The sequence below is a fragment of the Catenulispora sp. EB89 genome (assembly GCF_041261445.1).
GTDB lineage: Bacteria > Actinomycetota > Actinomycetes > Streptomycetales > Catenulisporaceae > Catenulispora.
Genome location: NZ_JBGCCU010000009.1, coordinates 97,283 through 110,204 on the forward strand (window position 1 = coordinate 97,283; position 12,922 = coordinate 110,204).

Here is a 12,922-nt window from a genome sequence, read left to right on the forward strand (position 1 = left end):
AACATGCCGTCGGCCCGTCGTCTGTGTGAGGTGAAAGCATGAGCAGGCTTCCCTTCGCTGCTCAGGACCCCGTCGCCGCGGAGTCGTTCCGCCATGAGGCGTTCCTGTACTCCGGTGATGAGCACTTCGTGGCGGGCACCACCGCCTTCGTGCGGGGCGCGTTGGACGCCGACGAGACCGTGCTGGTCGCGGTCGTCGAACCCCGTGCCACGCTGCTGCGGGACGCGCTGGGCCGCGACGCGGAGCATGTCGGCTTTCTCACCATGGAGACCGTCGGCCGCAATCCCGCGCGGATCATCCCGGCGTGGCAGGAATGGGTCGACCGGCACGCGTCCGGCACGCGCGGGTTCCGGGGGATCGGCGAGCCGATCTGGGCCGCCCGCACATCGAGCGAGGTGGCCGAGTGCCAGCGGCACGAGGTGCTGCTCAACACCGCGTTCGACGACGGCCCGGGCTGGTGGCTGCTGTGTCCGTACGACGTCGACGCGCTGTCCGGGCCGGTGATCGAGCGCGCGCACGCCGCTCATCCCCACGTCTTCGTCGACGACATCCGGACGCCCAGCGCCACCTATCCGCAGTTCGGCGCGGGCGCCGGCGCCGGGACCGCCCCGGCCTTCGACGAACCGCTGGAAGAACCGCCGGGGCCGGTGTGGGAGATCTTCTTCGACCTGGCGAGCCTGGGAGAGCTCCGCGACCGGGTCGCGGAGTTCGCGGAGCCGGCGGTCGACAAGCGCGGGACCGACAACGCGGTCCTGGTCGTCAGCGAACTGGCGGCCAACAGCATCAAGTACGGCGGGGGAGCGGGGATCCTGCGCTTATGGCGCGACGGCCAGAGCCTGGTGTGCGAGGTGCGGGACGACGGCGTGATCACCGATCCGCTGGTCGGCCGGCGCCGACCCTCCGTGCTCGTCGGCGGGAAGGCCGGACTGTGGATCGCCAACCAGGTGTGCGACCTGTTACAGATCCGGTCGGCACCGGGAAGGGGGACCACAGTCCGGGCCCGCTTAGGAATTACAGATCATTGATGAGCCGGCGGAGGATTCCGCCCAGAAGCAGGTAGCACACCGCGGCCAGACCGTAATTCAACACCACGTTCAAATCGTGGCTGTCGGGCGTGAACAGATTCAGGAACCAGGTCGCGAACCAGGCCGCCCAGTCGGCGTCCGTGCTCACGATGTCGTTGCCGCCGTTCGCGTTGAGCAGGACGAAGATGATGTGGCCGATGATGATGATCGCGATGATCGCGGTCGCCAGGAAGACCAGGTCGCCGGGCGCGCGTCGGTGGTAGAACCGTGTGCGGGTCTCAGTGGTCACCAGAGAGATCCTTTCTCGGCATTGAACCGGATGCCGCGGGTGTGCGACATCTTCGTAGGAACACGGTCCCCGTATTCAGTGGCCGGCTTGCGGCCTCACCCCTGATACCCGATCCAGGGAAATGAAACTGTGGATATTATGCAAAGAAGAGCCATGAAATGGCGCACAGGTAATGCCTGCGAGCGGTGACCGAGAAGGTCTATCCCGTCTATCCCTTTTGTCGCCCGGCTTGTCGCCCGACCTCGAAGGAGACGGTCTTGCCGGCCCGGTCGGCAGCGACCTGGAGCCGGTCCACGGTCAGCTGCACCATCTCCAGCCCGCGCCCGCCGACGTCGGCCGGCGCCGCGTGCCGGGCCCTCGGGAGCCGCGAGGACTGGTCGGCGATCTCACAGCGTGCGCTGGTCGGGCAGATCTGGGCCGCGACGGTGACCGGGCCGGCGCCGTGCACGACCGCGTTGGTCGCGATCTCGCTGTAGGCGAGCACGAGGCGGTCGGTGTCGTCGCAGTCGCCCCACATCTCGGTCGCCGCCATCGCCAGCCAGTGCCGCGAGCAGGCGACGTCGGCCGGGGTGCCGGGGAAGGACCACGACAGGGAGCTGGCTCGGGGCTCGCACGCGTTTCGGGGCTCCCCGGAGGGCGGGGTTCCACGCCGCGCGCCGCGTGCCTGGCGGTCTGCCGTGGTGTGGGCGGCTGATCCGGTGGAGCGCGATTGCTGCATGGTCGTCCCTTCCATCCTCGCCGGTCCGAACGCGGCGACGGGTTTCGCCGTCGTCAGTGCAACGGAATGTCCCGGATCTCGTGCGCCAAACGGAGCCGGCTCTCCTCGCCGAGCTGCTCGGCCTCCCGGACCGCCGCCCGGACCGCCCCGGCCTTCCCGGTATCGGCGATCGCCCGAGCCGCCGCCGCGAGCCGATCCCGGTCCTCCAGGATCTCCAGCGTGCGGATGCGTTCGGCCTGCTCCCACACCACGCGCTCGCGCTCGATGAACTCCCGCAGCTTGCTGTCCCGCTCGCTGCATCCCGATCCGGAAGCGTGCCGCGCGCCCGCCTGCCGCTCCGCCTCGGTCAGCCCGGCCATCCAGGCGCCGCCGACGATTTCCTCAGCGGCCCAGACCACATCGTGTCCGGACACCTGCGCGACCAGCCGTGAGTACGCGGCCCGCCTCCTCCTGGCCTTCCACATTCCCATGTCTGCTCCCTGATCATCGCTGCCTGGGTCACCCGGTGCCCGGCTTCTTGATCGTCTAACAGCCGGGTTCGGCTTGATTGTTCGCCGGCCCCGGTTGTTTGCCGGTCTCGGTTCTGGACACAGACGGTCCTTACGACAAGCGAGAGAGAGGACTTCCGAGATGCAGGACACCCTCGAGTACGTGATAGGCAGCCGCGTCCGATGCGCCGGGGAGGAGTGCGGCGAGGTGGAGTTCGTGGTCGTCGATCCGATCGCCGACAAGCTCACGCACCTCGTGGTGCGCGCCGACGACGCTGAAACCGAGCCGCGCCTGGTGCCGGTGCACCTCGCCGTCCCCGGCCCGGACGGCGTGGAGCTGAACTGCACCCGCGCCCGGTTCGAGGAGTTCGAACCCGCGATGCGGACCTTCTTCCAGCCCGGCGCCGAGCCCACCGGACTCACCGAACCCACCGGGATCACCGGATCGGGGCGCGGCGACCGGGTCCTGGAGTGGCCGTTCTACGGCCTCGCGCCGTCGCCCGCGCTGGTCGGCTTCGCGCCGGGCGTCGATCCGCAGCCCGCGACCACGACCGTGGAGCGCCTTCCGGCCGGCGAGGTGAGCGTCCGTCGCGGGGAGCGCGTGCACGCCGTCGACGGCGAGATCGGGCGGGTCCGGGGCCTGATCGTGCTGCCGCCGGAGAGCGAGGTGAGCCACGTGCTCCTCGACGAGGGCCACCTGTGGGGCCGCAAGCGTGTCGCGATCCCCATCCGGGACGTGACCGGGATCGACGCGGACGGCGTGGCCGTGCGACTGTCCAAGGACGAGATCAAGGATCTGCCGCCGGTGGACGTCGAGGGCCTGTAGAAAAGCACCAGAGCGGCATCAGCCGCTCCAGAACGGAGGAATGCCCTATGCCGCCGCTGCCCGCAGCCGTCGATCCGCACGCCCTGGCGTCCGCCCTGACGTCCGTCCTGGACGGCCGCTGGGCCCACCTGCGCGCCGACATCCGAGCCCAGATGGCCGCCGAGCCCTACCGCGACGCCGTCGACCTCGGCGTGGAAGCGCACCGAGCCCGGGTCTTGGACCAGCTCCAGGCGCTCGCCGCGACCGACCGTCCCGGGCTCGGCTTCGACAAGGCCTACGGCGGCGGGGGAGACGTCGGGGGCTCGGTCGTCTCGTTCGAGATGCTGGGCTTCGGCGACCTCTCGCTGATGGTCAAGGCCGGCGTGCAGTGGGGCTTGTTCGGCGGCGCTGTGCAGCTGCTCGGCACTCAGCCGCACCACGAGCGGTACCTGCGCCGTATCAAGGACCTGGATCTGCTCGGCTGCTTCGCGATGACCGAGCACGGTCACGGCTCTGACGTCCAGCACCTGCGGACCACCGCGACCTATGACCCGGCCGCCGGGGAGTTCGTCGTCCACACCCCCGATCGCGGCGCCATGAAGGAGTACATCGGGAACGCCGCGCGCGACGGTCGCGCGGCTGTGGTGTTCGCGCAGCTCGTCACCGGCGGCGAGTCGCGAGGCGTGCACGCCTTCTTCGTGCCGATCCGCGACGACGCCGGCGATCCGGCGCCCGGCGTCACCATCGAGGACTGCGGCCCCAAGGCCGGCCTCAACGGCGTCGACAACGGCCGCCTGGCCTTCGACCAGGTCCGGATCCCGCGCGAGGCGCTGCTCAACCGCTTCGGCGACGTCGCCCCCGACGGCAGCTACAGCAGCCCGATCGAGGGCGACGCGCGCCGCTTCTTCACCATGCTCGGGACGTTGATCCGGGGCCGGGTCAGCGTCGGCGGGAGCGCCGGCAGCGCGACCAAGCGCGCGCTGGCCCTCGCCGTGCGCTACGCCGAGCAGCGCCGGCAATTCACGAAGCCGGACGGCGAGGAGGTCGTGATCCTCGACTACCTCGGCCACCAGCGCAAGCTGCTGCCCGCCCTGGCCACCACCTACGCGCTGCACTTCGCGCAGGAGGAGCTGGTCGCCGCACTCCACGACACCGCCGCCGACGCGCCCGAGGAGGACCAGCGCGAGCTGGAGTCGCGGGCCGCCGGGCTGAAGGTCGCCAACACCTGGCACGCCACGGCCACCATCCAGGCCGCCCGCGAGGCCTGCGGCGGCGCCGGCTACCTCGCCGAGAACCTGCTGCCCGGGCTGAAGGCCGACACCGACGTCTTCACCACCTTCGAGGGCGACAACACGGTCCTGCTCCAACTGGTCGCCAAGGGCCTCCTGACCGGCTACAAGGACTCCTTCCAGAACCTCAGCCCACTGGCGACGGCCCGCTTCGTCGCCGAACGCGTCCTCGGCGCGGTGGCCGAGCGCACCGCCGCCCGCAAGGTCGTCGACCGCCTGACCGAGGGCGACGACCGCGAGGCGCTGGCCGACAGGGACTGGCAGCTGAAGCTGTTCGAGGACCGGGAGCAGCACGTACTGGAAGGCGTCGCAGACCGCCTGCGCAAAGCAGGAAAGGACCCGTTCGAGGTTTTCAACGCAGCCCAGGACCACGTCCTGCGCGCTGGCCGCGTCCACGTCGACCGCCTGGTGCTGGAGGCGTTCGTCCGCGCGATCAGCCGCTGTTCGGACCCGAACGCGAAGGCCCTGCTGGAACGCGTCTGCGACCTCTACGCGCTGGCGAACATCGAGGCGGACCGAGCCTGGTTCCTGGAGCACGGCCGCCTGAGCGCGGGACGAGCGAAGGCGGTCATCGCCGCGGTGAACGCGCTGTGTGCGGAGCTGCGGCCGTATGCGCGGACGTTGGTGGATGCTTTTGGGATCCCTGAGCAGTACCTGGCTGCGCCGATGCTCGAAGACTGAGCCTGCGCCAAGATGCCGCGCCGACGCTGACGCAGACGCCGGCGGCCCGGGCCTGGATCAGCAGCACCGAGCGCGCCTCGTGCGGTGTTGATGAACCTCACAAGCACATTCGAGGCGAGCAAGCAGACAGCCGGCCCGCAATGAGATGGGCCGGCCGGTGTCGGGCGGGGAGCCTGGTGTCAGGCCTCAGTGGTCTGCCCAGCGGTTCTGCAGGTCATCCAGGTAGGGGGAGGTGGTGTGTGGCTGCCCGTCCTTGCCTTTGGCCCAGATGACCTTGCTGCTGGTGTGCATCGCCCGGTAGAGGGTGACCGCGCCTTCGAGGAACATCCCGGCGCCCAGGGTCAGCAGGAGGCTGTTGCCTGAGCTCGCCGCGGCGTGCGGGTTCACGGTCTTGAACACTGCGTTGAGTCCGAACTTGGCTGCCAGGTTGGCCACCCACAGGGCGATGGTCACTCCGGTGTAGTGCACGTAGGCGATGCCGTCTTTCTCGGAGAGCCTGGTGCTCAGGCCGCGCAGGGCTCCGAACGCGATGCTGACGACCGCGGTGCCGATCAGGAAGGCCAGGGCCGCGGGGCTGTGGCCGGCCTTGGACACATCCGAGAATCCCAGCGCGACCAGGACCGCCGGCAGGACCAGCATCCGCTTGGCCTGTGCCGCCTCTCCGGCCACTCGGCGGGCCATGACGTAGCCGACAGCGGCGATGATCAGTACGACATCGAACATGGTGGTCTCCTGGCGTGCGGGGCTGGTGGTGGAGTCGCGGGGTGGAGTCGGGTGGAGTCAGAGCGCGAGCTGCGGCGTCAGATGCGCGCGGTGGCCGGGGCATTGGCCTGCTGCGAGGCAGACCGGCCGGCGGGAAGGGTGGAGGCGCGGGCGGCCATGCCGACGGTGCGGGTCACGAGCATGGCCACGGCCATGAAAAGCAGTCCGTCGGTGATGGCGGCGCTGGTCACGTTCTCCCGGCTCGCCCAGTCGGTGAGCTGGCTGGGGAACCAGTGGACTGAGCCATATGAGAAGGCGGCGCGGGCACCGACGACAGCGATCCACAGCGCGGCGTACGGCGCCGCGGCCCGGCTGACCGGCTTGCCGGTGCTGGGACTGCGGTAGATCTTCATCTGGGTGATGGCGATGAGCCCGCACAGGACGCCGAAGGCCGCCGCGCTGATCTCCAGGACGAGACCGGATCCGTGGGTGGCCGGGGAGTCCAGGAACAGCGGGACGACGCCGGCCGCGAGGACCAGCGGCCGCAGGATGCGCATCCGGCCGACCTTGCGGTGGCCGCCGAGGTCGGCTTCGAGGACCGCGGCGAGGACGGCACCGTTGACGATCATGGCCTGGGTGAGTTCGGACAACATGGTGGCTCCTTGGATCGGGGTGGTCGCCGGCGGTTCGTCCGGCGGAATGCTCTGCTGTTCCGGTTGCTCTTCTTCGGCCGCGGTGGCGATGTCTCAAGGCTCCCGCTCGGCCGGCTCCAGGCCATCGGCTCATTGACCGGACAACGGCCCCGTCATGCGACGCGGTGTGCCTGTGCGTAATGACGTAGGCCGTCGGCGGCCGAACCCGTGACCGGCGGTCGGAGCGCGCAAGATCGCGGGGTGGCGCGAGGTAGTACTGTCAGGCCTGACACGCACAGAGAGGGCCTGCCCCTATCTCCTTCAATAACGAATCACTCGCGGACGCGGCCGCGCTGGGTCTGCCGGCGCTGGTAGAAGCGCTGGTCAGCGTCGAGGACGGGGTCGCCGTCGTCGATTCCGGTGGCCGATTCCTGCACGCCAACCCGGTGGCCTGCCGAATGCTGGACCGCCCCGCCGACCGGCTCCTCGGCCGGGAACTCCTGGAGACGCTGGCGGAGACCGCCGGCGGCGAGCTGACGTGCTCCCTGTCCGCCATCGAGCTCGACGGCGTGCGGCACTGGCTGGCGACCCTTCGCGACGCCCGCGGCACACGTCCCATGGAGCGCACCGTCGAAGCGCTGGCGCAGACCACGGCCCAGCTCGTCTCAGCCGGGACGCTGGAGGAGATCCTGCAGGGCATCGCCCGCCACGCGGTCGAGTACACCGTGGCCGTGGCCTGCGGGATCGTGGTGATCGGGGAGGATCACAAGCTCGCGGTGGCCGGCGGGCACGGGTTCCCGGACCGCGCCCGCAGCAGGAGCGCCTGGACCGCCAGCTCTGTCACTCTGGACGAGCTTCCCGGCGGGTCCTATGTGCTCAACGGCAAGCCGTACTACCTGCCCGACGCGCGCTCGGCCATCGCCGCCGCACCGGCCACGAGGGAGTTCGCCGCCAGCATGGCCGCGCTGGACTGGCGGGGTACCTATTTCGCGCCGCTGGCCTGGGAGGGGGAGGTGTTCGGCGTCTTCGGGGCGCACCTGCCGCACGACGTGGCGGGTCCCTCGGCGGATGAGTCAGCCTTCTACGACGTCCTCGCCAACCAGGCCGCGGTCGCGGTGACGAACGCCCGCCTGGCGGCGTCGATGGAGCGCACCCGCCTGGCTCGTGAACTGCACGACTCGATCAGCCAAGCCCTGTTCTCCATGACCATGTACGCCAGAACCGCGCAATTGGCGATGGCCAAGGAGGGCCTGGACGACACCGGGCCGCTGGGCCGGTCGGTGGCCCAGCTCGCCGAGCTGACGCGCGGCACGCTGGCCGAGATGCGCGCGCTCATCTTCGAACTGCGCCCGGGCGCCCTGGCGGAGGAGGGTCTGGTGACCGCGCTGCGCAAGCTGGGAGCGGCGCTGACGGCCCGGGACCAGGTGGCGATCACCGTGGACGGGCCCGAATGGCGGCTGGACCTGGGATCCGGCGTCGAGGAGCACCTCTACCGCCTCGCCTCGGAAGCGCTCAACAACGTGGTCAAGCACGCGCGTGCGGAGCACGCGGAGGTCCGGATCAGCGTCGAGTCGGGCCTGCTGCGGATCGTCGTGGAGGATGACGGTGTCGGCTTCGACGCCGATGCCGAGCATTCCGGCTGTATCGGGCTCTCCGGCATGTCCGACCGGGCCCGGGCCATCGAGGCCGAGTTCGCCGTCGCCAGTTCACCCGGCGCCGGCACCACTGTCACGGTGACGCTGCCGCACAGCCGCCGGGACCGACCGGAAGAAGGCGCCGACGATGTCCGCTGACAGCGAGCCCGATACCGAATCCGCCGCCGAGTCCGCCGCCGAGTCCGCTCATCCGTTCCGGGTCTTCCTCGTCGACGACCACCGCGTCGTGCGCCGGGGCGTCTCGGCCTACTTGGCGATGATCGACGATATCGAGGTGGTCGGCGAGGCCGCGGACGGCCAGGAAGCCCTGGACCGCATGGCCGTCCTGGAACCGGTGGGGAACCTGCCCGACGTGGTGCTCATGGATCTGATGATGCCGGGGATGGACGGCATCACCGCCACCCGCCGGATCAAGGGCCGTTGGCCGGCCATCGAGGTGGTCGCGGTGACCAGCTTCGTGGAGGAGGTCAAGGTCCGCGGCGCCCTGGAGGCGGGCGCGGCCGGCTACCTGCTGAAGGACGCCGACGCCGACGAGGTCGCCGCGGCCGTCCGCGCCGCGGTCGCCGGCCGGATGCATCTGGATCCCGTCGTGGCCCGGATACTGGCCGACTCGACCCGCGCTCCCCAGCGCGCGGGCGACACGCTGACTCGTCGGCAACGGGAGGTCCTCCTGCTCATCGCGGAGGGCGCGTCCAACCGCCAGATCGCGGAGACCCTGGTCGTGAGTGAGCGCACAGCGCGCACCCACGTATCGGATATCCTCGCCAAACTGGGTCTTTCTTCCCGTACCCAGGCGGCCTTGTGGGCGGTTCAAGAAGGCATCGCACAGGATCGCCCGCAATCCCTGTGAAAGCACCAGGCCGTTCGCGCAGTGCCGTCATATGGCCGATGCCCGCCGAGCGGATCGCGGTCAGCATGAAGGAATGGCACGTTCAAAGCTCGCCGACGACACACCCGGCTCCGGAAAGGGTTCCAGCTCAGGCGACGGCTCTCCGCCTCGCGAGGCGCCCCGTCCGATCCGCCTGCTGTTGGTGGACCGCGACGTCCGAGTACGCGTCGCCCTCTCTGAGACGATCACCCTCGAGAGCGACTTGGTCATCGTCGCCGATGCCGCCGACGCTGCGCAGGCCCTGACACTGGCCGACAGCACACGCCCATCGGTGGCTTTGGTGGATCTGCTCCTTCCCGACACCGCCTCCGGGCTTCGGCTGGTGCGCGGCCTGACCAAGGGGTCCGTGTGCGCGGTCGTGGCGATGAGCGAGCGAGGCGGCTTGCGTGACGCCGCCCTTGCCGCGGGCGCGTTCGCCTTCGTCGACAAGAGCAGCGACATCGATGCGATCTTGAATACCGTTCGTGCCTCAGTGCGTTCCTAGGCGGCTGACTTGAGGGGGTACACCAGAGCTCCATCCTGACAGTGCAAGTGCTCAAGACTTGGCGCCCCGGCTGACGATCCCTTCCTTCACCTTCGCGATGGCGAACCCCCAAGCCTGGTCGGCGCTCGCCTTCGGCGGCAGCGCGATCTCCTCGGGGTTCGTGACGACGTCCAGCAAGTACGGGCCCGGCGACGCCAACGCCGCCACCACCGCGGCCTCCAACTCCTCCGGCTCGGTGACCCGCGCCGCCGGCATGCCCACGGCGGCGGCCACGCCGGCCAGGTTCGGGTTGGCCAGTTCGGTCCCGAACTCCGGAAGGCCGCCCTGCTCCTGCTCCAGCTTGACCATGCCCAGGCGGCCGTTGTCGAAGACGATCAGCTTGACCGGGAGCTCGTAGGCGACCGCCGTCAGCAACTCGCCCAGCAGCATCGTCAGGCCGCCGTCGCCGCAGAACGCGACGACCGGCCGTCCCCGGTCCAGCGCCGCGGCTCCCAGGGCCTGCGGCAACGCGTTCGCCATCGACCCGAGGTTGAACGAACCGATCAGCCGGCGCGTGCCGCGCATCGTCACGCAGCGTGCCAGCCAGACCGTGGACATGCCGGTGTCGGTGGTGAACACGGTGTTGTCCGGGGCGTGAGTGTCGACGAAGGTGGCCAGCGCCTCGGGACGGATCTTGGCTTCGGTGTTGTCGAACCGCGAGCGCACCTTGCCCACCAGGCTGTGGTCGAAGTCCGGGTCGGTGAGCTTGCGCTGCCGGCCCTGCCAGTCCTCGTAGTGCGAGCGCGCGTGCTCCAGATGGCTCCGGGACTCCTTGCCGCGCAGCCGCTTCAGCAGGGCGCTGATGCTCAGGCCGGCGTCGCCGACGATCCCGACGTCCACCGGTGTGCGGCGGCCGATGTGGTCGGCGTGCGAGTCGATCTGGATGGTCGGGGTCGCCGCCGGGAGCCATTCGGGATACGGGAAGTCCGTGCCGATCATGAGCAGCGCGTCCGCGCTCTCGAACGCCTCGCGGGTGGCGGGGTTGCCGATCAGGCCGCTCTGGCCGATCTGGAAGGGGTTGTCGGCCTCCAGGCCTTCCTTCGCCTTCAGCGTCAGGACCATCGGGGCGGCCAGCCGGTCGGCCAGCTCCAGCAGCGAGGCGCGGTAGTCCCGGGCACCGGCGCCGACCAGCATGGTCACGGTCTTGGCGTCGTCCAGGAGCCGTACGGCGCGGGTGATCTCGCCGTCGTCCGGGGTCAGGCGCGCGGGGACGCGGGTGATGTGGACGGCGCTGTCCTTGGCGACGTCCGTGGAGCCGATGTCGCCGGGCAGCGTGAGCACGGAGACACCCGGCTTGGCGTACGCGGTCTGCACGGCCTGCTCCAGCACCCGCGGCATCTGGCTCGCGTTGGTCACGGTGTGCCGGAAGGCGGCGACGTCGCGGAACACCGCGTCGTTGTCGACCTCCTGGAAGTAGTCGGCGCCCAACTCGGCCGACGGCACCTGGCCGCAGATGGCCAGCACCGGCGCGTGCGACTTCTTGGCGTCGTACAGGCCGTTGAGCAGGTGCAGCGAGCCCGGCCCGACGGTGCCCATGCAGACTCCGATGGTGCCGGTGAGCTGCGCCTGCGCGCTCGCGGCGAACGCCGCGGCCTCCTCGTGCCGGGTGCCGATCCACTCGACGCGCTCCTCGCGCCGGATGGCGTCGGTCACGGGGTTGAGCGCGTCCCCGACCACGCCCCACACGGTGCGTACTCCGAGGTCGGCCAGGGCGGTGACGATCTGTTCGGCGACGGTGGTCATGGCGTCCTCCTCATGGCGTCCTCCTCGCGGTGGAGAGCCGGCGGTACGAGCGCGGTGCCCGGGGCCGGCCGGTCGCCCGGCCGGCCCCGCGGGCTGCTACCAGCGCCCGTACCAGCGGCGACGGCCACCACCGGCGGCGGCCTCGCCGCGGCGGATGCCGAAACCGATCAGCCACGCGGCGAACACGATCACGGCGATCACCCACAGTGCGTGGATGGCGAAGCCGAGGCCGCCGAGCACGAGGGCCAACAGAAGAACCAGCAGAATGACGCCCATGATGGTCAATCCTTTCCGCGGGCTGCGACGGGGATTAATCCGGAGCCCGGCTACGTCGTTGTGAAGCGTCCTTCTGGCCCGTGCTGGACCGTTCAAACAACTTTTTTCGACGCGCCGCTCAGCCGCGAACTGCGAACACCACCAAAGAAGCGATTCCGGCCAGCGAGCAGTAGACGGCGAACGGCGTCAGGGTCCTGGTCTCGAAGTAGCGCACCAGGAAGCGCACCGAGAGGTACGCGCCGATCCCCGACAGCAGCGCGCCGACGAGCACCTGGCCGTGGATGCCGTTGCCGAGGGGGCCGGTGAGGTCCGGAACCTTCAGGATGCCGGCGGCGAGGATGACCGGTGTGGCCAGCAGGAAGGAGAAGCGGGCGGCGTCCTCGTGCGAGAGTCCGCGCAGCAGGCCGGCGACCATCGTCACGCCGGAGCGGCTGATGCCCGCCAGCAGGGCCAGGATCTGCGCCGAGCCGATGAGGGTGCCGGCGCCGAGGCCGACGCGGGAGAGGCGGAGGTCGGAGGCGATCGGGTCGCCGGATGGGGCCGCCGGGTCAGCTGAGGCTGTAGCTGTAGCTGTAGCCGTTGCAGTCGGCGTTGCAGTCGCCGCGGCCGCGGCCGTGCCTGAATCGCCGGCCGTGCCCGCGCCCCCGGACGTCGCCACCGACCGCCGCCGCAGCAGCTCGCCGCCGTAGAGGATCACGCCGTTGGCCGTCAGGAAGATCGCCGCCGGCACCGGACGCCCCAGCGTCGTCCGGAACGTGTGCTCCAGCACCAGGCCGGTCAGGCCGACCGGGATCGTGGCGATGACGAGCAGCCACGCCAGCCGCTGGTCCGGGGTCTCGACGCGGCGGTCGCGCACCGAGGTCAGGAAGCCGCCGACGATCCGCAGCCAGTCCCGCCAGAAGAACACCACCAGCGCCAGCGCCGTGGCGACGTGCAGCCCGACGATGAACGCCAGGTACGGCGACTCCGGCGTGGAGACGTCGAGGTCGCGCGCCCAGCGCCCGCCGATCAGCGCCGGGATCAGCACGCTGTGACCCAGGCTGGACACCGGGAACAGCTCGCTGACGCCTTGGAAGAGCCCGACGACGATCGCCTCGGGATAGGTCAGGTGCGACATCGGGACCTCGCCGGCCGTGGTCGGATCGCTGGACGCGACCACGGTAGGGCACGACGGCGCGGCCTGGGAACCGGTTCGCGGAAGGCCGTG

14 protein-coding genes are annotated in these 12,922 nt (G+C 70.3%); 6 read left to right on the plus strand and 8 right to left on the minus strand.

Annotation, left to right across the window (positions count from 1 at the left end; all coding sequences use genetic code 11):
- The first annotated feature begins 38 nt into the window (after positions 1–38).
- A complete protein-coding gene (locus tag ABH920_RS20875) occupies positions 39–1,025 on the plus strand; it encodes an anti-sigma factor RsbA family regulatory protein (RefSeq protein WP_370350726.1) in 987 nt (328 codons plus the stop codon).
- On the opposite strand, the gene ABH920_RS20880 is transcribed toward ABH920_RS20875, so the two are convergent.
- From ABH920_RS20880 to ABH920_RS20890, 3 genes are all read right to left on the minus strand, one after another.
- Positions 1,012–1,314 carry a hypothetical protein gene (locus ABH920_RS20880; protein WP_370350727.1) on the minus strand — a complete coding sequence of 101 codons (303 nt, stop codon included), beginning with the start codon at positions 1,312–1,314 and terminating at the stop codon, positions 1,012–1,014. The two genes, ABH920_RS20875 and ABH920_RS20880, sit on opposite strands and share 14 nt — an antisense overlap.
- 208 nt (positions 1,315–1,522) lie before the next feature.
- A complete protein-coding gene (locus tag ABH920_RS20885) occupies positions 1,523–2,032 on the minus strand; it encodes an ATP-binding protein (RefSeq protein ID WP_370350728.1) in 510 nt (169 codons plus the stop codon).
- Positions 2,033–2,085: 53 nt separating this feature from the next.
- Positions 2,086–2,502, minus strand: a complete 417-nt coding sequence (locus ABH920_RS20890; RefSeq protein ID WP_370350729.1) for a hypothetical protein — start codon at positions 2,500–2,502, stop codon at positions 2,086–2,088.
- A gap of 160 nt (positions 2,503–2,662) precedes the next feature.
- Here ABH920_RS20890 and ABH920_RS20895 point away from each other — a divergent pair, with 160 nt between their 5' ends.
- Both ABH920_RS20895 and ABH920_RS20900 read left to right on the plus strand, forming a co-directional pair.
- Positions 2,663–3,346, plus strand: coding sequence for a hypothetical protein (locus tag ABH920_RS20895; protein WP_370350730.1), 684 nt, complete (start codon positions 2,663–2,665; stop codon positions 3,344–3,346).
- A 47-nt stretch (positions 3,347–3,393) separates the two neighbouring features.
- Entirely contained in the window at positions 3,394–5,295 is a 1,902-nt protein-coding gene (locus ABH920_RS20900; RefSeq protein WP_370350731.1) for an acyl-CoA dehydrogenase, read from the plus strand.
- Positions 5,296–5,481: 186 nt separating this feature from the next.
- Here the strand turns inward: ABH920_RS20900 and ABH920_RS20905 are convergent, their stop codons facing one another.
- Both ABH920_RS20905 and ABH920_RS20910 read right to left on the minus strand, forming a co-directional pair.
- Positions 5,482–6,018, minus strand: coding sequence for a DUF1453 domain-containing protein (locus ABH920_RS20905; RefSeq protein WP_370350732.1), 537 nt, complete (start codon positions 6,016–6,018; stop codon positions 5,482–5,484).
- 77 nt (positions 6,019–6,095) lie between these two features.
- The gene (locus tag ABH920_RS20910; protein ID WP_370350733.1) at positions 6,096–6,650 is read right to left on the minus strand and encodes a hypothetical protein; all 555 of its coding nucleotides are present in this window, start codon (positions 6,648–6,650) and stop codon (positions 6,096–6,098) included.
- Positions 6,651–7,060: 410 nt separating this feature from the next.
- On the opposite strand from ABH920_RS20910, the gene ABH920_RS20915 reads away from it, so the two are divergent.
- From ABH920_RS20915 to ABH920_RS20925, 3 genes are all read left to right on the plus strand, one after another.
- Positions 7,061–8,422 carry a GAF domain-containing sensor histidine kinase gene (locus ABH920_RS20915; RefSeq protein WP_370350969.1) on the plus strand — a complete coding sequence of 454 codons (1,362 nt, stop codon included), beginning with the start codon at positions 7,061–7,063 and terminating at the stop codon, positions 8,420–8,422.
- Positions 8,412–9,134 carry a response regulator gene (locus ABH920_RS20920; RefSeq protein ID WP_370350734.1) on the plus strand — a complete coding sequence of 241 codons (723 nt, stop codon included), beginning with the start codon at positions 8,412–8,414 and terminating at the stop codon, positions 9,132–9,134. The genes ABH920_RS20915 and ABH920_RS20920 overlap by 11 nt, the downstream gene beginning before the upstream one ends.
- 73 nt (positions 9,135–9,207) lie before the next feature.
- Positions 9,208–9,657: a response regulator gene (locus ABH920_RS20925; protein WP_370350735.1), complete on the plus strand. Its 450-nt coding sequence runs from the start codon at positions 9,208–9,210 to the stop codon at positions 9,655–9,657.
- Between the two features lie 51 nt (positions 9,658–9,708).
- Here ABH920_RS20925 and ABH920_RS20930 read toward each other — a convergent pair whose 3' ends face one another.
- The 3 genes from ABH920_RS20930 to ABH920_RS20940 all read right to left on the minus strand — a co-directional run bounded on the left by ABH920_RS20930 (position 9,709) and on the right by ABH920_RS20940 (position 12,832).
- Complete coding sequence (locus ABH920_RS20930) at positions 9,709–11,439, minus strand: thiamine pyrophosphate-dependent enzyme (protein WP_370350736.1); 1,731 nt, start codon at positions 11,437–11,439, stop codon at positions 9,709–9,711.
- Positions 11,440–11,535: 96 nt separating this feature from the next.
- Positions 11,536–11,715, minus strand: coding sequence for a hydrophobic protein (locus ABH920_RS20935; protein WP_370350737.1), 180 nt, complete (start codon positions 11,713–11,715; stop codon positions 11,536–11,538).
- A 118-nt stretch (positions 11,716–11,833) separates the two neighbouring features.
- Complete coding sequence (locus ABH920_RS20940) at positions 11,834–12,832, minus strand: undecaprenyl-diphosphate phosphatase (protein WP_370350970.1); 999 nt, start codon at positions 12,830–12,832, stop codon at positions 11,834–11,836.
- Between the last annotated feature and the right edge of the window lie 90 nt (positions 12,833–12,922).